A 19681-nucleotide genomic window follows, 5' to 3' on the forward strand; every position below is an offset into this window, starting at 1 on the left:
CGTCATGGGGCAGCCGCGGATCACAGTCGTCGATGCGGCCGCCCCGACGACATCGACGGAGGTCCAGTGCTCGGCCGGAGGAGCCTACTGCTCGCGTGTGCCGCACTAGCCGTCGCCGCGCAACTGACGGCCACGACACCGGTGCACGCCGCGCACAGTGAGACCTGTCACACCGAATCCCGGGCGTGGCGATACGTCGTGGTGTTCGATCCCGGCACATCCGGCTCCGCCGCACGCGACGTGATCGACGCCGCGTGCGGCACCCTGACCAGCTATTTTCCCGAGGTCGCGATCGCCGTCGCGACCTCGGCCGATCCCGGCTTCGGCACCGCGCCGGGATCGGCCCGCGCCTTCAGTGCACAGCGCGCCCGCCACCTGCGCGATCAGGGCAGCGCCACCGCCGCGGCAGGCGGGGCGGCCCGGAAGGGCGAGTCCACCGCGCGCGCCGGCGACGCGGCCGACGGAACGCGTGACCGGACCGGCGAACAATGGAACCTCCGCATGGCCGGGGCACCCGGCGCCGACGGCGACCCCGCCGGCCTCACCCGCTCAGCGCACGCCGATCTCGCAGGCGTCACCGTCGGTGTCCTCGATTCCGGTATCGACGCAACCCACCCCGACCTGGCGAAGGCAGTCGACCCGGATTCCTCGGCAGGCTGCGTAGACGGCGTCCCCGACCGGAGCCGGTCCGCGTGGTCGGCGGGCGATTCCCCGCACGGCACCCACGTCGCAGGCATCATCGGCGCCGCCGCGGACGGTCACGGCGTCACCGGGACCGCACCCGGCGTCCGGCTCGCCTCGCTGCGCGTCGTCGACGACGACGGGTACGTCACCCCGGAGGCGGCGGTGTGCGGCTACGTGTGGGCGGCCCGCCACGGTATGGCGATCGTCAACAGCAGTGTCACCGTCGCCCCGTCGGGTGTGTCGTGCGCGGCGAGCGAGGGCAGGCGGGTCGTGCACGAGGCGGTCGCGCGGGCCGTCGAATTCGCCGGCCGCTCGGGCACCCTCAACGTCGCGGCCGCCACGAACGACGACTTCGAACTCGGACTCCTCCCCCGCAGCGAGCTGTACCGCGACGACCGGTCCGGCGCGGACCCCCGTAGCGACGGCACCGCCGCTGCGGACTCCGACGACCTCGCGCGCAGCTGCGTGGCCGTTCCCGCCGGTCTCCGGGAGACGGTCACGGTCGCCGCCGTCGACCGCCACGGCACGAAGACGGACTACAGCTCCTACGGGCGGGACGTGATCGATCTCGCCGCGCCCGGCGGCTCGGCGGGTGACTGCGTGGTGTCGACGGTGCCCGGCGGATACGGCCGGCTGTGCGGCACCTCGATGGCAGCTCCGCACGTCACCGGTGCGGCCGCGATCCTCGCGGCCGACGGCGCCGACGAACGCTCCCCCACGGCACTGCGGCGGATGCTGCGCCGGCAGGCACGCCCGACCGACTGCCCCGGCACGGCGCGCGAGAACGGCACTTGCACCGGGCCGCGCGAGGACAACGCATTTCACGGCCGGGGCATGGTCGACACCCGTGCGGCCTATCGGACCCACGCGGTGCACCGGCTGCTGACCCGGCTCGGCGCGGAACACTGACGATCACGCGTTCGGCACCCGGCCGGTGGCGCGCACACGGGCCGCAGCGTCACCGCAGCAGCAGGCCCGCGAGCCGTTTCGCGGTGAAGTAGGCACCGGCCGCGGCCAGCACGAGCAGATACGCGACGTGGCCGAGCATGCTCACGTCCAGCACGCCGACCGCGAGGCCGCGGGTGAGTTCGACACCGTGGTACAGCGGCAGGCACTGCACCGCGTACTGCAGCGGTTCCGGGTAGACCGACAGCGGGTAGAACGTCGTCGACAGCAGGAACATCGGCATCACGGCGAGCTGGACGAAGTCGAACTGCGACGGGGATTTCAGGAACGTCGCACACACCATGCCGATGGCGGCGAACGCGAACGACACCAGCAGCGCCACCGGCACGAGAAGCAGCGCCCACGGTGAGGTGGCGAGCCCGAAACCCGCCATCACGCCGAGGAACGCCACCGCGTACAGCCCGCCGCGCAGCACGGCCCAGCCGATCTCGCCGAGCGCGATGTCGAGCGGCCCGAGGGGTGTCGCGAGCATCGCGTCGTAGGTCTTGTTGTAGCGGAACTTGAAGAAGACGTTGAACGTCGAGTCGAACACCGCGCCGTTCATCGCGGAGGCGGCCAGCAGTGCCGGTGCGACGAACGCGACGTAGTTCATCGTCTGCCCGCCGGGGCCGGTGACCTCTTCGACGAGCTTGCCGAAGCCGACCTGGAACGCCAGCAGGTACAGCAGCGGCTCCACCACACCGGAGACGAACACGAGCCAGGCACGCGAGTACACCATCGCCGAACGTTCGAGCAGTGCTCGCGCGCGTCCCGTGTACAGCGGCGCGGGCAGCATCCGCAGCAGCAGGCCGCGCCGCGCGGGCGCCGAGGACGCCGCAGCGCCGGTCGCCGCCGAGGTGGTCGAGGACATGCGCATCACACCACCAGTCGCCGGTAGAAGTACCGCCGCGCCAGCACGGCGCTGACGCCGAGCAGGGCGCCGAGGAACGCCAGGTGTCCCAGGGCGGGCCAGATGCCGAGCCCGCCGAGTGTCACGCCGCGCGCGAGCTCGGTGCCGTGCCACACCGGTGAGATCCAGGCGAGCCACCGCACCGCGGCGGGGATCTGCTCGATCGGGAAGAACGTGCCGGAGAACAGGATCATCGGCATGACGAGGAACCGGAAGATGGCGGCGAACCGCTCCCCTTCGTTGTACGTCGTCGCCGCGACCGCCATGATCGCCGTGCCGCACGCGACGGCCGCGAGCACGCCGACCGGGATGACCAGCAGCGCCCCGGCGTTGCGCCAGGCGCCGAACAGCAGCGCGACGATCGTGTACACCACACTCGCGATCGCCACCCGCAGCGCGATCCAGATGACCTGCCCGCCGAGCAACTGCCCCGCCGTCACGGGTGTCGCCGTCACCGCGTGGTAGTCCTGCTGCCATTTGAAGCCGGACAACACGGGATAGCTCGACTCGGCGATGGCGTTCTGCACCGCACCGGCGACCAGCAGCGCGGGCGCCACGTACTGCACGTACGCGAGCCCGCCCGTGGCAGGACCCGCCTCCACCTGCGAACCGAAACCGAGGCCCATCGCCGCGAGGAACAGCACCGGCTGCAGTCCCGACGAGTACAGGCTCGATCGCCAGTACCGCCGGTACCAGGTCCAGTGCGCCTCGACCCGCAGCCAGGCCGCGCGCCACGATCCGACGACCCGGCCGGTGGCGCGGGACCCGGCGTCCACGCTCGTCGTCGCTGCCCCCGTCACGTCACCGCCCGTCACGTCACCGCCCGCCATGTCAGTCCACCAGCGTGCGGCCGGTCAGCCGCAGGAAGACGTCTTCGAGCGTGCTGCGCCGGACGAGACTCGACACGGGCCGCACGTCGCGGCCGTGGACCTGTTCCAGCGCACGTTCGCCGTCCCCGGTGTAGACGAGCACGCGATCCGGCAGCTCCTCGACCCGCTCGCCGAGCTCCGCCACCCGCTCGGCGACACCGCCCTGCTCACCCGGTGGAAACCGCAGTTCGAGCACCTCACGGGTCGAATACCGGGCGATGAGTTCCGAGGGCGACCCCTCGGCGACGATGCGGGCGTCGTCCATGACGACGAGCCGGTCGCACAGCTGCTCGACCTCGTCCATGTAGTGGCTGGTGATGAGGAGCGTGACGCCGCCGGCCTTGAGCCGGAACAACCGGTCCCACAGCATGTGCCGCGCCTGCGGGTCGAGCCCGGTGGTCGGTTCGTCGAGCAGCAGCAGGTCGGGGTCGTTCACGAGGGAACGGGCGATCGTCAGCCGCCGTTTCATGCCACCGGAGAGCGTGTCCACCGGGTCGTCGGCGCGGTCGGAGAGCTGGGCGAACTCCATCAGCTCGGTCGCCTTGCGGCGGACCGCGGCCCGCGACATGCCGAAGTAGCGGCCGTAGATCTGCAGGTTCTGTCGGACCGTCAGTTCGGTGTCGAGCGTGTCCTGCTGCGGCACCGACCCGAGGCGGGCACGGATCCGCGGCCCGTCGACGTCCGGGTCCATGCCCAGCACGCGCAGGTCGCCGTCGGACCGGGGCGAGGTCGACGCGATCATCCGCATCGTCGACGACTTGCCGGCGCCGTTCGGGCCCAGGAAGCCGAACGCCTCGCCCGTCCGCACCTGCACGTCGATCCCGCGCACGGCTTCGACATTACCGAAGCGCTTCACCAGCGCCTTGGCCTCCACCATCGGGGCTGCCGCCATCGGAGCTGCCGCCGTCTCACCGCTCATGTGGTTTCACCGCTCACCCGCCGAACATTGCCACACCCCACCGACAGGAAACGACGAATGTCGACGCAGCAGGCGGGGACGATGCAACCCGCTGTTACAGAAACACCAGGCCCAGGAGTACGAACCGCGTAGGGATCGCGACCACAGCAAGCACCAGCCCAGTCACGGCCATGCCGATCGGACGGCGAGCCGAACGGGCTGTATTCACCGCGGGGATCGACAACGACAACGCGACGACTGCGAGCAGCACCGACAGGATCGTGTTGAGCAGACCAGCCCCGAGCAGGGCGAGGATGCCGAGGACGAGCGCCGTGATCGACAATCCGTCGGGCCCGCGCGGCGCGGGCGGCCCGCCACCCGGCGGGACGGCTCCGTACGGCGGTTGCTGCTGCGGCCACCCCGGCCCAGGTGGCTGCTGATACGGCCCGGGTGCCTGCCAGGGCGCGCCGTGCGGGCCGGGCATCCCTTGCGGCTGTTGCGGGCCCTGCGGGCCGTGGCCGTACGGCTGGGTCATCGGTTCCCCTCACGAACTCCCCTCACGAACGACGGTGGCCGCCTCCTCACGGGAGGAAGCGGCCACCGTGTCCGGAATGCTCGACGTGCCTCAGAGGCTGCCGAACCAGAGCTTCAGCTCGCGCTCGGCCGACTCGGGCGAGTCGGAGCCGTGCACCAGGTTGAACTGCACCTCGAGGGCGTAGTCGCCGCGGAGCGTGCCCGGCGTCGCCTTCTCGACGGGGTCGGTGCCGCCGGCCAGCTGACGGAACGCGGAGATCGCCCGCGGCCCCTCGACGGTCATCGCCACGAGCGGACCCGAGGTGATGAAGTCGACGAGCTCGCCGAAGAACGGCTTGTCCTTGTGCTCGGCGTAGTGTTCCTCGGCCACGGAACGCTCGACGGTGCGCAGGTCCATCGCGGCGAGCGACAGTCCCTTGCGCTCGATGCGCGAGATGACCTCACCGACCAGGCCCCGCTTGACGCCATCGGGCTTGACCAGAACCAACGTGCGCTCAGTCACGGGGTATTTCTCCTTCAACACAAAACGGTATTGGAAAAAGCGTAGCGGTCCGTCCCCTCGCCTTCTCGTGAGGGCGGGCGCGGCCGCTCATGCCGGTTCCAGGACGTCAGTCCGGCTGCAGAACGTCATTCCGGCTGCAGGGTCGTCGACCAGAGGGAGGCGCCGGTGCCATCGCGCAGGTCGACGGTCAGGGCGCCGCTCTCGCCGTCCACGTTGAGCTCGCCGAAGTGCTGGAAGCCCTCCATCGGCGAGGCGTTCTGCCCGTCGGCCGGCGGCGCGTGCGTGAACACGGCCTCCGGCCCGAACGTGCCGTCCAGGTCGCCGGGGCCGAACGCGCCCGCGTGCAACGGGCCCGAGACGAACTCCCAGAACGGGGCGAAGTCGGTGACGCTCGCGCGCTCGGGGGAATAGTGGTGGGCGGCCGTGTAGTGCACGTCGGCGGTCAGCCACACGACGTTGCGGACCTGCCTGCGCGCGATCTGCGACAGCACCCACGCCAGTTCGGTCTCGCGGCCGCCCGGGGCGCCGCCGACGCCGTTGGACACGCCTTCCATGTCGCCGGAGTCGCCGTCGGCGACGACGAGGCCGACGGGCAGGTCGGCCTGCACGATCTTCCACGTCGCCCTGCTGCGGGCCAGGGCGCGGACGAGCCACGCGGCCTGCCGCTCGCCCAGCACGGAACCGTCGCGGTGGGCGTCGCCGTCGTTGCGGTCCTTGTAGCTGCGCATGTCGAGCACGAACACCTCGACGTGGTCGCCGTAGGCGAAGTTGCGGTACACGCGCCCGTCCTCGGCGGACTTCGGGTCGATCGGGTGCCACTCGTGGAACGCCCGGAATGCCCGCTGCGCCAGCACGTCGACGCGCTTCTCGGTGTACTCGGGCAGGTCCAGGATCTCGCCGGGGTACCAGTTGTTGACGACCTCGTGGTCGTCCCACTGCACGTAGCTCGGGGTGACGGCGTTGAACTCGCGGACGCTGTCGGCGAGCAGGTTGTAGGCGAACTGGCCGCGGTACTCCTCGAGCGTCTCGGCGACCTTCGACTTGGCCTCGGTGACGAGGTTGCGGTACACGCGCCCGTCGGGCAACGCCACCGACTCCTCGAGGGGACCGTCGGCGTAGACGGTGTCACCGCAGTGCAGGAACAGGTCGGGCCTGCGCTCGGCCATGGCCGTGTAGGCGGGCATGCCGCCGATGTCGGCGTTGATGCCCCAGCCCTGGCCCGCGACGTCGCCGGACCACGTGAGGCGGACGTCGGAGCGGCCTCGCGGAGCGGTGCGGAGCCTGCCGGTGACCGGCTCGGACGTCACGCGCCCGTCCAGGTCCTCGGCGGTGACGCGGTAGTGCACCTCGGCACCCGTCGGCAGGCCGCGCACGCGCAGTTTGCCGGTACCGCCGGTCTCGGGGCTCAGCACGGGGCCGCGCAGGACGCGGCTGCGGCGCAGCGACGGGTCGGCCGACACCTCGACCCGCATCCGCGACGGGCGGTCGGCGCGCGTCCACACCATCGCCGAGTGCGTGTCGACGTCGCCGGACTGCACGCCGTGGGTGAGGACCGGACGACCGGAGCGGACGACGCCGGCGGCCGTACCGCCGGTCAGCGCGGTGGTGGCGAATGCGCCGGCGCCGACGGCGGCACTCGCTTTCAGCAACGTGCGGCGATCGAGGCCGGCACCGGCTCCGGGAACATCGTGACGGGGAGGGAGATCAGTCATGCCGCACTTCTATCGCGCGAGCAGAGCCAGCGCGTCAACACGGAATGGCCGGACGATGAACGACGGGCCCGAGCGCCGGTTCGGTGCGACGACGTCGCGCGGACCTGGCCGCCTGCCCGCACCCCTACGCGAACCGGGAACCGAAGTTCCTAGCCCTGCTGCTGACTGGGAAGGGTGCCTTCGGCCATGCGCCGGGAGACGTCGCGGCGCAGCCACAGCAGCCACAACCACACGCCGAGGAACACGAGCCCGATCACCGCGATCGACGGCAGGGCGACGACGAACACCAGCAACACGGCGTGCAGGCTCAGCACCACGCCGATCGCCCACGGCTTCGTCAGAAAGCCGCACAGCACGACCAGCGCGGCGACGACGGCCATGACGGTCCAGCCCTGGAAGCTGGTGATGCCGTCACCGAGTGTGCCGACCACGGGCAGCGCCAGGGCGACGACGATCGCCTCGATGACGAGTGTGCCGGCCTGGACGCCACGGAAGCCCTTCATCGGATCGGTCTCCGGGGCGGGTGCGGCATCGGCCGAACCCACGCCGCCCGCCGCCCCGGTACCGGTGGTGCCGTCGTCGGTCATGCGGGCTCCTTGCCGAACAGGGTGCGGGCCTCGCCCGCGGTGACCACCGAACCGGTGACCAGCACACCGCCACCCGCGAGGGGTTCCTCGGGGTCGTCGGGCTGTTCGACCAGGGCGATCGCCGTCTCGATCGCGGTGTCGAGTGCGGGTTCGACGGTCACACGTTCCTCGCCGAAGACCGCCATCGCCAGCTCGGCCAGCTGCTCGGCCGGCATCGCGCGCGGCGAGGAATTGACGGTCACGACGACCTCGTCGACGACGGGATCGATCGCCTCGAGGATGCCGCGGACGTCCTTGTCGTCGAGCACGCCGACGACCGCGACGAGGCGGCGGAACGCGAATTCCTCGCCGATCGTGGCGGCGAGCGCGGCGGCACCGTGCGGGTTGTGGGCCGCGTCGGCGAGCACTGCGGGCGCGGCACGGACCCGTTCCAGCTTGCCCGGGGTGACGATCTCGGCGAACGCCGCGCGCACCGAGTCACCGACGAGCTGGCGTTCCTTGCCCGCGCCGAAGAAGGCCTCGACCGCGGCGAGGGCGAGTGCGGCGTTGTCGGCCTGGTGTTTGCCGTGCAGCGGCAGGAACACTTCCTCGTACACCCCGCCGAGGCCCTGGATCGTGAGCATCTGCCCGCCGACGGCCATGGTGCGGTCCAGCACGGTGAACTCACTGCCCGCACGCGCAACGGCCGCGTCGACCTCGACGGTGCGTTCCAGCAGTACGCGCTCGGCGTCGGGTTCCTGTTCGGCGACCACCGCCACGGATTCGGGCTTGATGACGCCCGCCTTCTCCCCGGCGATGGTCGCGCGGTCGTCACCGAGATAGTCGGCGTGGTCGATGCCCACCGGTGTGATGACCGCGACCTGGCCGTCCGCGACGTTCGTGGCATCCCACGCACCGCCCATCCCGGTCTCCAGCACGGCGACCTCGACGGGCGCGTCGGCGAACGCGGCGAACGCCATGCCGGTGAGCACCTCGAACTTGCTCATCGGCGGCGCGTCCGGACCGCCCGCCTGGTCGACCATCTGCACGAACGGTGCGACGTCGCGGTAGGTGTCGACGTAGCGTTCGGCCGAGATCGGCTGCCCGTCGATGCTGATCCGCTCGGTGACCAGCTGCAGGTGCGGGCTGGTGTAGCGGCCGACGCGCAGGCCCATCTGGGTCATGAGCGCCTCGATCATGCGTGCAACGGAGCTCTTGCCGTTGGTGCCGGCGACGTGCAGCACCGGGTACGTCCGGTGCGGATCGCCGAGCAGGTTCACCAGCGCCGCGATCCGCGTCAGCGACGGCTCGAGTTTCGTCTCCGGCCAGCGCTCGTTCAGCTCGGCCTCGACGATCTGCAGCTCACGCCGTGACTGCTGCTCGATGGCAGCCTCGTCCTCGTCGCTGAGCGGCTCGGGGTCGTCCGGCAACGGACCGGCGATGAAGTTGTCGCCCTCGCTGAGTTCGGGCGGAAACTCCTCTTCGTCGTCCGACACGCACACTCTCCCCTGCTGATCCTGCGATCCCTGCTGGTCCTGCGATGACACACCCGAGTCTACGTGCGGCCGCGTGTCGACGACGGCCACACCCTCGGCCGAACCACACTCCCGCGTGCCCTGCACTCAGCCCCGCGTGTTCTGCACTCGGCCCCGCGTGTTCTGCACTCGGCCCCGCGTGTTCTGCACTCGGGCAGGTGGTCGGGCGACGGGTGGGCGCAGGACACGCGCGAGGTCAGGTGATCGAATCCCACCAGCCGGGGTCGAGTTCGCCGCGGGCGACGAACGCGGCGGGCCCGGTCAGGGTGGAACCCTCGCGGTCGACCGTCACGGTCACCCGCCCACCGACGATATCCACCGTGGACGAGCCCTGATCGGTACCCGAGAGGTGCAGCGCCGCCGCGACGGCGGCCACGGTGCCCGTTCCGCACGCGCGGGTCTCCCCCACACCCCGCTCGTACACCCGCATGCGCAGCGCACCGGGCTCGATCGTGTTGATGAATTCGAGGTTGACGCCGTCGGGGAAGAAGTCGTGGTCGAACCGGGGGGATTCCCGCAGGTCGAGACCGCCCACGTCGTCGTCCATCGTGGACACCAGGTGCGGATTGCCGACGTCGACGGCCACCCCGGACAGCTCCCGGCCGTCGACGACCGCGACCGACGAACCGGTGACGCGCGCCGGTCCCATCGCCACGGTCACCGACAGATCCGGGTGCACCTGCACCGGCCGGTCGCCCGCACGGGTGCCGACGGCGAACTCCCGCCGCTCCTCCAGGCCGGTCTCGACGAGATGGCGCGCGAACACGCGCACCCCGTTGCCGCACATCTCCGCGGCCGAACCGTCGGCGTTGCGGTAGTCCATGAACCACTCGGCGTCCGAGTCCGTCACGCCCGGCACGTCATCGCCGAGCGCGGACGTACGCACGACCCGCAGCACGCCGTCCGCGCCGAGACCGCGCTGCCGGTCGCACAGCGCGGCGACGCGCTCCGGCGTCAGTTCCAGCGCACCGGCCGCGTCGGGCAGGAGCACGAAGTCGTTCTGCGTGCCGTGCCCTTTGAGGAACTCGATTCCACCCATGCCGTCCAGATTACGGCGTCACCAGGCGCCGGACGTGCTCGCCCAGCTCCGGGTCACCGCCGTCGAACCAGTGAATGCGGGTGTCGCGCCGGAACCACTTGCGCTGCTTGCGCACGAACCGCCGCGTCGCCTGCGCCGTCTCGTCGGCGGCCTGCGTGAAATCGCCGGTCCCGGCATCGAGCGCAGCCAGCACCTGCTGGTATCCCAGCGCCCTCGACGCCGTCCTGCCCTCCCGCAGTCCCCGCCGTTCCAGGGCGCGCACCTCGTCGACGAACCCGTCGGCGAACATCTGCTCCACGCGCAGGTTCACCCGTTCGTCCAGCTCGGCGACGTCACGGTCCACGCCGACCAGCACCGCGTCGTATCGCGGCTCACCCGGCGTCGGCAGATTCGCCGAAAAGGGCTGTCCGGTGATCTCGACGACCTCCAGCGCGCGCACGATCCGGCGCACGTTCCCCGGAAGGATGGCCGCGGCGGCGTCCGGGTCGAGCGTCGCCAACCGCTCGTGCAGCGCCGCGGCGCCGAGCCGATCGGCCTCGGCCTCCAGTGCGGCCCGCACCTCCGGGTCCGTGCCGGGAAACCGCAGATCGTCGAGCACCGCCTGCACGTACAGACCCGATCCGCCGACCAGCACCGGCACCCGGCCTTCGGCCAGCAACCGCTCCACCTCGCCGCGCGCATCCCGCTGGTAGGCCGCCACCGACGCCGTCTCCGTCACGTCGAGTACGTCGAGCAGCCGGTGCGGCACGCCCCGGCGTTCCGCCACGGTCGCCTTCGCCGTGCCGATGTCCATCCCGCGGTACAGCTGCATGGCGTCGGCGTTGACGACCTCCCCTCCCAGGGACAGGGCCAGGTCCACACCGAGCGCCGTCTTCCCCGTGGCCGTCGGCCCGACCACCGCGACCGGCCTGACGCTCATCCGGCCTCCCAGCACGCGACGTGGTACCCGACGCCGCGCGGAGCGTCGGAATACAGCAGTTCACCGCGCCAGGCGCTCGCGCGGGCCCGACCGAAGCAGGCCAGGACCTGCCACGGGGCACGGCCCGCCGCCCGGAGCTCGCTCGCCAGGACGGGGTCGATATCGAGCAGGGCCTGCACGTCGGCGTCGGCGAGCGCCGCGGCAACGGCCGTGTCGAAGCCTGCGGCGCGGCCGTCCTCCTCGCCGGGCGGCGCGGTGTCCCTGCGCGCGGAGCCGTCACCGACCACCAGCAGCCCGAGCGGCCCTCCGGGATCGGCCGCGGCCAGCTCGTCGCCGAGCGCCGCACAGTCGGCGAGGCTCGCGTCCTCGGCGACCAGCTCGGTCCGCACCGACTCCGCGCCCACCCGCGCCCGCAACCACGCCGCGACGAGCGCAGGCAGCGGCAGGTCCTCGGGCGGACCTGCGGAGTCCTCGGCGAGCGGCACGACCACGTCGGCACCGAACGCACGGAACGTGCCCACCCGGTCGGCGTCGACGGCCGCGGGCACGCCCCCGGCCTCGCCCGCGCCCACCGCGAGCCACCGCGACGGCAGTCGGGACGCCGCGTCGACGGCGGCAGCACGCACCGTGTCTCCGAGCCGCGTACCGGGTACCAGCTCGGGTACCAGCAGCGGCGCGGCGGGAACCACGACGGCACACGAGATCACGCGTCCAGAGGCTACCGGCAGCACTCTCTGCGGTACGTCTTGAGGCAATCTTGCGCCAACGGAGTACCGAGAACCGCGCTGACCTGTTTGAATGCGGGCAGCACGCCCCCGGACGCACGATTCACAGTGAGACACCGACAGCACCACCCGGCCCCGCCCGCGGCGGGGCGCCCGCACCAGGGCCTAGGTGAGAAGGAGCCGGCCATGGCCGAGCAGAACACCCCGGAGCACACGACGCATGTCCCGGCGCCCAGCGAGGTGCCGCACACACAGGCCGCATCCACGGTTCCCACGGCGGAATCGCATCCCGAACGCTGGGGCCGCATCGACGACGAGGGTGCGGTGTTCGTCCGCACCGCCGGCGGTGAACGACAGGTCGGCGTGTGGCAGGCGGGGACCGCCGAGGAGGGCCTGGTCCACTTCGCGCGGCGGTTCGACGACGTGCGCACCGAGGTGGAGCTGCTCGAGACCCGCATCTCCTCCGGGGCGGGCGATCCGAGACAGGCGCTCAGCAGCGCCACGCAGATCAAGGACGGCCTGGCCGAGGCCGCGATCGTCGGCGACGTCGAGGCGCTGGCCGCGAAGCTCGACGCCGTGATCGCGCACGCCGAGCAGGCGGTCTCGCAGGTCAGGGAGAAGCGGGAGCAGGCCCGCGCCGAGGCCGTCGCCCGCAAGCAGGAACTCGCCGCCGAGGCCGAGCAGATCGCGGCCGAGTCGACGCAGTGGAAGTGGGCGGGCGACCGGCTCAAGGCGATCCTCGACGAGTGGAAGACGATCAAGGGTATCGACCGCAAGACCGACGACGAGCTGTGGAAGCGGTTCTCCAAGGCGCGGGAGGCGTTCAACCGCAGGCGCGGTTCGCACTTCGCCGAACTGGACAAGCAGCGCGCAACGGCGAAGCGGCAGAAGGAAGAACTCATCGCCGAGGCCGAGTCGATGACCGAGTCGACCGACTGGGGCCCGACCGCCGCGCGGTACAAGCAGCTCATGGCCGACTGGAAGGCCGCGGGCCGAGCGCCGAAGGACTCGGACGACGCACTGTGGCAGCGGTTCCGCGCCGCCCAGGACGCGTTCTTCTCCCGCAGGGCTGCGGCCTTCTCCGAGCGGGACGCCGAGTTCGCCGAGAACGCCTCCCGCAAGGAGGAGTTGCTGGTCGAGGCCGAGAAGATCGATCCGGCGGCGAACCTCGAGGCCGCGCGCTCGCAGCTGCGCCGTATTCAGGAGCAGTGGGACGAGGTCGGCAAGGTGCCGCGCGAACGCATCAGCGAACTCGACGGCAGGCTCAAGGCGGTGCAGGACCGGGTGCGCGGGGCCGAGGACGCGCGGTGGCGGCGCACCGACCCCGAGGCCCAGGCGCGGGTGGCGCAGTTCCGCGAGAAGGTCGCGCAGTTCGAGGATCAGGCAGCCAAGGCACGCGACGCCGGGGACGAGAAGCGCGCCGCGAAGGCCGAGCAGCAGGCCGCGCAGTGGCGCGAATGGCTGTCCGCCGCCGAGGCGGCCATCACCGACCGCTGACCCCGACGCGCCGTGCCCGGTTCCGCAGGGTGCCGGGCACGGGGCCGTCCGGAGTGCAGGGCGTCCGGACTGCAGGGCGTCAGCAGTACGGCGTCATCGGGGTGGCCGAGTCAGGAGCGCGACCATGCGAGGCGCGTCCACTGCACGGCGAGCACCACGACGCAGATCAGCATCAGGATCATCCCGAAGCCGGGGCCGGCACCGGGGTGCCCGCTCACGGGTGACGACTGCTGCGACCAGATGGCCAGCATCCCGTCCACCGACGACACCCAGCACCCGACCGTGCAGATCCAGCTGAGCCACCAGCGACGGGTCACCAGCGCCGCGGCCGAGGCGAGGATCGCGAACAGTGAGCTGGTCGACGCGAACAGCAGCGGGATCGCGCCGCCGTCGCCTGCGAACATGCGCCAGCCGGGCTCACCACCGGCCCACGGCAGCAGCAGCGCGACGAGCGCCACGAACACGACGACGGAGATCGTGAATCCGGACCGGCCGGGCTCGATGGTCTTCGCCGCCCTGGACACGGCGGCGTCGACGTCGGCGCCGAGCTCGTCGACGGCCGGGTCGCGTTCGTCGTCGGTCACAGTCCGCATCCCGTCGCCGTGCTCGCCGCAACTGCTTCGGCGGGTTGGCCGAAGCCCGGCAGGCCGAGGCTGACGCCGTCGGTCTTGGGGCGCTGCCCCGCCTCGGCGTTGTCGCCCGCCCTGGTCCTGCGGTGGCCGAGCAGGTCACCGTCGGCCACGAGATGGTGCGGCGCGGCGTAGGTCACGGTGGTCTCGACGATGTCACCGGGCCGCACGGCCGTGTCGATCTCCGGGCCGGTGGGCGTGAAGTGCACGAGCCTGCCGTCACGGGCACGACCGCTCATGCGCTGCGTCTCCGCGTCCTTGCGGCCTTCGCCCGTGGCGACGAGCAGTTCGACCCGCTTGCCGACCTGCTTGAGGTTCTCCTCCCAGGAGATCTCGTCCTGCAGCGCGACGAGCCGCTCGTACCGCTCCTGGACGACCTCCTTGGGCAGCTGGCCCTCGAGTTCGGCGGCGGGCGTGCCGGGGCGCTTCGAGTACTGGAACGTGAACGCGCTCGAGAACCGCGCCCGGCGCACCACCTCGAGCGTCTGCTCGAAGTCCTCCTCCGTCTCGCCGGGAAAGCCGACGATGATGTCGGTGGTGATCGCGGCGTCGGGCATGGCGGCGCGCACCTTGTCCAAGATGGACAGGAACCGGTCCGACCGGTACGACCGGCGCATCGCCTTCAGGATCCGGTCCGAACCGGACTGCAACGGCATGTGCAGCTGGTGGCAGACGTTCGGGGTCTCGGCCATCGCGTCGATCACGTCGTCGGTGAACGCGGCCGGGTGCGGCGAGGTGAACCGCACGCGTTCCAGCCCGTCGACCGACCCGCAGGAACGGAGCAGCTTGCCGAAGGCGTACCGGTCGCCGAATTCGACGCCGTAGGAGTTGACGTTCTGACCGAGCAGCGTCACCTCGAGCACGCCCTCGGCAACCAGCGCCCCGACCTCGGCCAGCACCTCGCCCGGCCTGCGGTCGCGCTCCTTGCCACGCAGCGACGGCACGATGCAGAACGTGCACGTGTTGTTGCAGCCCACCGAGATCGACACCCAGCCCGAGTAGGCCGAGTCGCGCCGAGCGGGCAGCGTGGACGGGAACGTCTCGAGCGATTCGAGGATCTCGACCTCGGCCTCGGCGTTGTGGCGGGCACGCTCGAGCAGCGTCGGCAACGAGCCGATGTTGTGGGTGCCGAACACGACGTCGACCCAGGGCGCGCGCTTGACGATGTCGCCGCGGTCCTTCTGGGCCAGGCACCCGCCGACCGCGATCTGCATCCCGGGCTTCTCGTTCTTGCGGGCGCGCAGGTGACCGAGGTTGCCGTACAGTTTGTTGTCGGCGTTCTCCCGCACGGCGCACGTGTTGAGCACGACGACATCGGCGGCGTCGCCTTCGGGCGCCGCGACGTAGCCCGCGTCCTCCAATTGCCCCGCGAGACGCTCGGAGTCGTGGACGTTCATCTGGCAGCCGAAGGTGCGGATGGAGTACGAACGGGTCACATCTCCAGGGTAAACAGCCCCTCGGCGCAGCGCCGCGGGGCCGGGTGACTTAGGCTCCCGCGAGCGGCCCCGATCACGCGCCGTAGGCGAATCCGGGGCGAAAGATTGCGATTTGACTTAAATGGCGCACCGGGATTGACCCTATGGTGTTCAATCTCGGGGTTGCCGGACATGCTCGTCGAACCGGCAGCTCACCGTTATGGAGGCAAGATTTGAGTACCGAGGCGTCCGGCTCCGGCGGCGCGTCCACGGCCACCCCGCCGATGATCAAGGCGGCGTCCGTGGACAAGTACTTCGGTGACCTGCACGTACTGAAGAACATCGACATCGAGGTCCCGCGCGGGCAGGTCGTGGTCGTGCTGGGGCCGTCCGGGTCGGGCAAATCGACCCTCTGCCGCGCCATCAACCGCCTCGAGCCGGTCGACTCGGGCACGATCGAGGTCGACGGCGAACCGCTGCCCGCCGAGGGCAAGGCGCTGGCGGCACTGCGTGCCGACGTCGGCATGGTGTTCCAGCAGTTCAACCTCTTCGCGCACAAATCGATCGTCGAGAACGTCACGCTCGGTCCGGTCAAGGTGCGCAAGGTCTCGCAGAGCGAGGCCCGCACCACAGCGATGGAGCTGCTCGAGCGGGTGGGCATCGCCGACCAGGCGGACAAGTACCCGGCACAGCTCTCGGGTGGCCAGCAACAGCGCGCGGCGATCGCCCGGGCGCTGGCCATGAAGCCGAAGGTGATGCTGTTCGACGAGCCGACCTCCGCACTGGACCCCGAGATGGTCCAGGAGGTGCTCGACACGATGACGTCGCTCGCCGACGAGGGCATGACCATGGTGGTCGTCACCCACGAGATGGGCTTCGCCCGTCGGGCCGCACACCGCGTGCTGTTCATGGCCGACGGCGAGGTCGTCGAGGATTCGACCCCCGGGGACTTCTTCTCCGACCCGAAGACCGATCGGGCGAAGGACTTCCTCGGCAAGATCCTGACCCACTGACCGCACACCCCGGCCCCGAGATACCCCTATCGGGGCCTGTCCGGACACCCGCCGGAGGCGGGCGAACCACCTGGCAAACGGAAGGAACACGACATGCGTTTCAGCCGAGTACTACGTACCGGCGCCCTGGTGGCGGCGGTCGGCCTGACGCTCGCGGCCTGCGGCCAACCGAACAGCGAGGAGGACGCGAACAAGTCGCTCGTCCAGCGCGCCGAGGACAACGGTGCGCTGACCGTCGGCATCAAGATCGACCAGCCCGGGCTCGGGCTGAAGAAGCCGGACGGCTCGTACGAGGGCTTCGACGTCGACGTCGCCACGTACGTCGCCGGCGAGCTCGGCGTCGAGGAGGGTGACATCGAGTTCGTCGAGTCGCCGTCCGCGCAGCGCGAGAACATGATCCAGAACGGCGACGTCGACATGATCGTCGCCAGCTACTCGATCACGCCCGAGCGCGACGAGGCGGTCGACTTCGCGGGCCCGTACTTCCTGGCACACCAGGACCTGCTCGTGCGGAAGGGCGACGACTCGATCCAGGGCGCCGAGGACCTCAACAAGAACAAGAAGCTCTGCTCGGTCAAGGGATCGACCTCGGCGCAGAACGTCAAGAACGACTTCGCCCCGAACGCACAGCTGCAGGAGTACGGCGGCTACTCCGAGTGCCTCACCGGCCTGGAGAACAAGGCCATCGACGCGATCACCACCGACGACACGATCCTCGCCGGGTACGCCTCCCAGCAGCCCGGTAAGTTCCAGCTGGCCGGCGCCGAGCTGAGCAACGAGAACTACGGCATCGGCCTGCGCTCGGGTGACACCGAGGGCCAGGACGCGCTCGACGAGGCGATCCAGAAGATGATCGACTCCGGTGAGTGGAAGAAGGCCGCCGAGAAGCACTTCGGGCCGGCCGGGTACGAGGTTCCGGAGGCGCCGACGGTCGGCGAAGTGGTCGAGTAACTGACCTGAGACAGAACCCCGATCGAGCTCGGGCCCGCCTCAACGGGGTCGGCCCGGGCTCGTTCGGTCTCCGGAGGAGCACCACGTGTTCGATTTTCTGACCGAGTACGACGTACTCGGCGCTTTCTGGGTCACCGTGCAGCTCACCGTGTACTCGGCGATCGGTTCGCTGATCTGGGGAACGATCCTCGCCGGTATGCGGGTCAGCCCGGTCCCCGTCATGCGCGCCTTCGGCACGGCGTACGTCAACACCGTGCGGAACATCCCGCTGACCCTGATCATCATCGCGATGTCCCTCGGTCTGTACCAGACACTGAATGTTGCGCTGGCCGGGGACACCATCACGACGACCAACTTCCGGCTCGCCATCCTCGGCTTCGTGCTGTACACGTCGACGTTCGTGTGCGAATCGCTGCGTTCGGGCATCAACACCGTCCCGGTCGGACAGGCCGAGGCGGCGCGGGCACTGGGGCTCGGCTTCGGCCAGGTCCTGCGCATGATCGTGCTGCCGCAGGCCTTCCGGTCCGTGATCGGCCCGCTGACCAGCGTGCTGATCGCGCTCACCAAGAACACGACAGTGGCCAGCACCATCGGCGTCGCCGAGGCCTCGCTGCTGATGAGCGAGATGATCGAGAACGAGAGCGACGTCATCGGGCTGGTCTTCATGACCTTCGCGATGGGCTTCGTCATCCTGACCCTGCCCGTCGGGCTCCTCCTGGGCCGGGTCGCCAAGAAAGCGGCGGTGAAACGATGAGCGCTCCCTCCGTCCTCTACGACGTGCCCGGGCCGAAGGCCAAAGCACGCAACGTCGTCTACACGGTGCTGTTCCTTCTCGCGCTCGCCGGCCTCGGCTGGTGGATCCTCGCGACGCTGGAAGAGAAGGGGCAACTGACCTGGGAGAAGTGGGGGCCGTTCGTCACCGACGGACAGGTGTGGACGACCTTCCTCTTGCCCGGTCTGCTGAACACACTGCTCGCCGCGGCGCTGGCGATCGCGATCGCACTGCCCATTGGGGCGTTGTTCGGCATCCTCCGGCTGTCGGATCACGTGTGGATCCGGGTGCCCGCCGGCGCCGCGGTGGAGTTCTTCCGCGCCGTTCCGGTGCTGATCCTCATGGTCTTCGCCAACGTGTTCTACGTCGAGTACACCGACATCGACTCGGACTACCGGCCGCTGGTGGCCGTGGTCACCGCGCTGGTGCTGTACAACGGAGCGGTTCTCGCCGAGGTGGTGCGCGCGGGCATCCAGTCGCTGCCTGCGGGCCAGACCGAGGCCTCCAAGGCCATCGGCATGCGTAAGGCGCAGACCATGACGAACGTGCTGCTGCCCCAGGCCGTCACCGCGATGTTGCCCGCGATCGTCAGCCAGCTCGTCGTGATCGTGAAGGACACCGCACTGGGTGGTGCCGCACTGGGCTTCTCCGACCTGTTCAGCCAGATCCGGCCGATCGCGAACAACTACTTCGCGAACACGATCGCCACCATGGCCGTCGTCGCGGTGATCTACATCCTGCTGAACAACCTGCTCACCGCCGCTGCAGGCTGGATCGAGAAGTGGTCGCGGCAGCGCAAGACGAGCACCGGAAACGTGGTGAAGCCGGTCGACGACAACGGCCGCAACGTGTAGCCGTCCGACTCGCTCCGGCTCCGACGACGACGGGCCCGGCCGCTCTCACCGATGATGAAGTGGCCGGGCCCACGTCGTATGCCTCGCGTCGTATGCCCCGCCACGGTGGCGGCTTCGGCGGGGTCGCGGTCAGTCCGGGGTGGCGTCGTCCAACGGGGTCGATTCGGCGCCGGTGTTACGGAGTTCCTCGCGCACGACGCCGTAGGACAGGCCCTGCGGATAGCCCTTGCGCGCGAGCATGCCGAGCAGTCTGCGCGTGGCCTTCTGCTCGTCGACGCCCGTCATCGTCCGCAGCTTCTTGCGGACGAGTTCCCGCGCGCGTTCCTCCTCGGCACCGGCGTCGATCTCCCCCGCCGCCTCGGCGGCCACCTCGCTGTCGACGCCCTTCCGCCGCAGCTCGGCGACCAGCGCACGCTTGGCCAGGCCCTGGTGGGTGTGGCGGGATCGCACCCAGGATTCGGCGAACGCCGCGTCGTCGATCAGTCCGGCATCGTCGAGTTTGCGCAGCAGCTCGTCACAGACTTCGCCCTCGAAGCCCTTCCGCACCAGTGCCGACCGCAACTCCTCCTTGGTGCGAGGGCGGGCGGCCAGGAGATCGAAACAGGTCTCCTTGGCCTTCGCCCTCGCCTCCTCCGGCGGAAGCTCGGACACCGGGACGCGGGCGCGCGATCGCCGCGGCTCCGCCGAATCCGGTTCGCTCACCGGCAGGCCC

General features: G+C 70.5%; 20 protein-coding genes. 6 read left to right on the forward strand and 14 right to left on the reverse strand.

Annotated elements, in window-relative coordinates:
• The first annotated feature begins 66 nt into the window (after window positions 1-66).
• A complete protein-coding gene (locus LY41_RS02855; protein ID WP_253862239.1) occupies window positions 67-1593 on the forward strand; it encodes a S8 family peptidase in 1527 nt (508 codons plus the stop codon).
• 49 nt (window positions 1594-1642) lie between these two features.
• Here the strand turns inward: LY41_RS02855 and LY41_RS02860 are convergent, their stop codons facing one another.
• The 11 genes from LY41_RS02860 to LY41_RS02910 form a co-directional block, all read right to left on the reverse strand.
• Window positions 1643-2500, reverse strand: coding sequence for an ABC transporter permease (locus tag LY41_RS02860; RefSeq protein WP_253862240.1), 858 nt, complete (start codon window positions 2498-2500; stop codon window positions 1643-1645).
• A 5-nt stretch (window positions 2501-2505) separates the two neighbouring features.
• Complete coding sequence (locus tag LY41_RS02865) at window positions 2506-3369, reverse strand: ABC transporter permease (RefSeq protein ID WP_253862241.1); 864 nt, start codon at window positions 3367-3369, stop codon at window positions 2506-2508.
• 1 nt (window position 3370) lies between these two features.
• The gene (locus LY41_RS02870; RefSeq protein WP_253862242.1) at window positions 3371-4327 is read right to left on the reverse strand and encodes an ABC transporter ATP-binding protein; all 957 of its coding nucleotides are present in this window, start codon (window positions 4325-4327) and stop codon (window positions 3371-3373) included.
• A 94-nt stretch (window positions 4328-4421) separates the two neighbouring features.
• Window positions 4422-4841, reverse strand: coding sequence for a hypothetical protein (locus tag LY41_RS02875; RefSeq protein ID WP_253862243.1), 420 nt, complete (start codon window positions 4839-4841; stop codon window positions 4422-4424).
• Between the two features lie 90 nt (window positions 4842-4931).
• Window positions 4932-5342: a nucleoside-diphosphate kinase gene (ndk, locus tag LY41_RS02880; RefSeq protein ID WP_253862244.1), complete on the reverse strand. Its 411-nt coding sequence runs from the start codon at window positions 5340-5342 to the stop codon at window positions 4932-4934.
• A 125-nt stretch (window positions 5343-5467) separates the two neighbouring features.
• The gene (locus LY41_RS02885) at window positions 5468-7054 is read right to left on the reverse strand and encodes an alkaline phosphatase D family protein (RefSeq protein ID WP_253862245.1); all 1587 of its coding nucleotides are present in this window, start codon (window positions 7052-7054) and stop codon (window positions 5468-5470) included.
• Window positions 7055-7203: 149 nt separating this feature from the next.
• Complete coding sequence (locus tag LY41_RS02890) at window positions 7204-7641, reverse strand: DUF4233 domain-containing protein (RefSeq protein ID WP_372493058.1); 438 nt, start codon at window positions 7639-7641, stop codon at window positions 7204-7206.
• Window positions 7638-9116, reverse strand: a complete 1479-nt coding sequence (folC, locus tag LY41_RS02895) for a bifunctional tetrahydrofolate synthase/dihydrofolate synthase (RefSeq protein WP_308292191.1) — start codon at window positions 9114-9116, stop codon at window positions 7638-7640. The genes LY41_RS02890 and folC overlap by 4 nt, the downstream gene beginning before the upstream one ends.
• A 235-nt stretch (window positions 9117-9351) precedes the next feature.
• Window positions 9352-10194, reverse strand: a complete 843-nt coding sequence (gene dapF / locus LY41_RS02900) for a diaminopimelate epimerase (RefSeq protein ID WP_253862246.1) — start codon at window positions 10192-10194, stop codon at window positions 9352-9354.
• A gap of 10 nt (window positions 10195-10204) precedes the next feature.
• Window positions 10205-11113 carry a tRNA (adenosine(37)-N6)-dimethylallyltransferase MiaA gene (miaA, locus tag LY41_RS02905; RefSeq protein WP_253862247.1) on the reverse strand — a complete coding sequence of 303 codons (909 nt, stop codon included), beginning with the start codon at window positions 11111-11113 and terminating at the stop codon, window positions 10205-10207.
• On the reverse strand, window positions 11110-11820 hold the full coding sequence (locus tag LY41_RS02910) for a class III extradiol ring-cleavage dioxygenase family protein (protein WP_253862248.1): 711 nt from the start codon (window positions 11818-11820) through the stop codon (window positions 11110-11112). Before LY41_RS02910 ends, miaA begins: the two co-directional genes overlap by 4 nt.
• Before the next feature lie 204 nt (window positions 11821-12024).
• On the opposite strand from LY41_RS02910, the gene LY41_RS02915 reads away from it, so the two are divergent.
• A complete protein-coding gene (locus LY41_RS02915; protein WP_253862249.1) occupies window positions 12025-13335 on the forward strand; it encodes a DUF349 domain-containing protein in 1311 nt (436 codons plus the stop codon).
• A gap of 110 nt (window positions 13336-13445) precedes the next feature.
• Here LY41_RS02915 and LY41_RS02920 read toward each other — a convergent pair whose 3' ends face one another.
• The gene (locus LY41_RS02920; RefSeq protein ID WP_372493059.1) at window positions 13446-13928 is read right to left on the reverse strand and encodes an Rv2732c family membrane protein; all 483 of its coding nucleotides are present in this window, start codon (window positions 13926-13928) and stop codon (window positions 13446-13448) included.
• Complete coding sequence (miaB, locus tag LY41_RS02925; protein ID WP_308292192.1) at window positions 13916-15400, reverse strand: tRNA (N6-isopentenyl adenosine(37)-C2)-methylthiotransferase MiaB; 1485 nt, start codon at window positions 15398-15400, stop codon at window positions 13916-13918. Before miaB ends, LY41_RS02920 begins: the two co-directional genes overlap by 13 nt.
• 263 nt (window positions 15401-15663) lie before the next feature.
• Here miaB and LY41_RS02930 point away from each other — a divergent pair, with 263 nt between their 5' ends.
• The 4 genes from LY41_RS02930 (at window position 15664) to LY41_RS02945 (ending at window position 18969) form a co-directional block, all read left to right on the forward strand.
• Complete coding sequence (locus LY41_RS02930; RefSeq protein WP_253862864.1) at window positions 15664-16392, forward strand: amino acid ABC transporter ATP-binding protein; 729 nt, start codon at window positions 15664-15666, stop codon at window positions 16390-16392.
• Between the two features lie 93 nt (window positions 16393-16485).
• A complete protein-coding gene (locus LY41_RS02935) occupies window positions 16486-17343 on the forward strand; it encodes a glutamate ABC transporter substrate-binding protein (protein WP_253862251.1) in 858 nt (285 codons plus the stop codon).
• 85 nt (window positions 17344-17428) lie between these two features.
• Window positions 17429-18097: an amino acid ABC transporter permease gene (locus tag LY41_RS02940; RefSeq protein WP_253862252.1), complete on the forward strand. Its 669-nt coding sequence runs from the start codon at window positions 17429-17431 to the stop codon at window positions 18095-18097.
• Window positions 18094-18969 carry an amino acid ABC transporter permease gene (locus LY41_RS02945; RefSeq protein ID WP_253862253.1) on the forward strand — a complete coding sequence of 292 codons (876 nt, stop codon included), beginning with the start codon at window positions 18094-18096 and terminating at the stop codon, window positions 18967-18969. Before LY41_RS02940 ends, LY41_RS02945 begins: the two co-directional genes overlap by 4 nt.
• Before the next feature lie 129 nt (window positions 18970-19098).
• Here LY41_RS02945 and LY41_RS02950 read toward each other — a convergent pair whose 3' ends face one another.
• The gene (locus LY41_RS02950; RefSeq protein ID WP_253862865.1) at window positions 19099-19620 is read right to left on the reverse strand and encodes a regulatory protein RecX; all 522 of its coding nucleotides are present in this window, start codon (window positions 19618-19620) and stop codon (window positions 19099-19101) included.
• Window positions 19621-19681: the final 61 nt, after the last annotated feature.

The organism is Prauserella halophila, from assembly GCF_024171895.1.
Classification (GTDB): domain Bacteria; phylum Actinomycetota; class Actinomycetes; order Mycobacteriales; family Pseudonocardiaceae; genus Prauserella; species Prauserella halophila.

Bases quoted from the DNA above. Each gene is read 5' to 3' on its own strand.
- LY41_RS02860 (WP_253862240.1), bottom strand. From the start codon at position 2,500: ATGTCCTCGACCACCTCGGCGGCGACCGGCGCTGCGGCGTCCTCGGCG.
- LY41_RS02865 (WP_253862241.1), bottom strand. From the start codon at position 3,369: ATGGCGGGCGGTGACGTGACGGGCGGTGACGTGACGGGGGCAGCGACG.
- LY41_RS02935 (WP_253862251.1), top strand. From the start codon at position 16,486: ATGCGTTTCAGCCGAGTACTACGTACCGGCGCCCTGGTGGCGGCGGTC.
- LY41_RS02945 (WP_253862253.1), top strand. From the start codon at position 18,094: ATGAGCGCTCCCTCCGTCCTCTACGACGTGCCCGGGCCGAAGGCCAAA.
- LY41_RS02890 (WP_372493058.1), bottom strand. From the start codon at position 7,641: ATGACCGACGACGGCACCACCGGTACCGGGGCGGCGGGCGGCGTGGGT.
- LY41_RS02875 (WP_253862243.1), bottom strand. From the start codon at position 4,841: ATGACCCAGCCGTACGGCCACGGCCCGCAGGGCCCGCAACAGCCGCAA.
- LY41_RS02870 (WP_253862242.1), bottom strand. From the start codon at position 4,327: ATGAGCGGTGAGACGGCGGCAGCTCCGATGGCGGCAGCCCCGATGGTG.
- miaA (WP_253862247.1), bottom strand. From the start codon at position 11,113: ATGAGCGTCAGGCCGGTCGCGGTGGTCGGGCCGACGGCCACGGGGAAG.
- LY41_RS02915 (WP_253862249.1), top strand. From the start codon at position 12,025: ATGGCCGAGCAGAACACCCCGGAGCACACGACGCATGTCCCGGCGCCC.
- dapF (WP_253862246.1), bottom strand. From the start codon at position 10,194: ATGGGTGGAATCGAGTTCCTCAAAGGGCACGGCACGCAGAACGACTTC.
- LY41_RS02930 (WP_253862864.1), top strand. From the start codon at position 15,664: ATGATCAAGGCGGCGTCCGTGGACAAGTACTTCGGTGACCTGCACGTA.
- LY41_RS02920 (WP_372493059.1), bottom strand. From the start codon at position 13,928: ATGCGGACTGTGACCGACGACGAACGCGACCCGGCCGTCGACGAGCTC.
- LY41_RS02885 (WP_253862245.1), bottom strand. From the start codon at position 7,054: ATGACTGATCTCCCTCCCCGTCACGATGTTCCCGGAGCCGGTGCCGGC.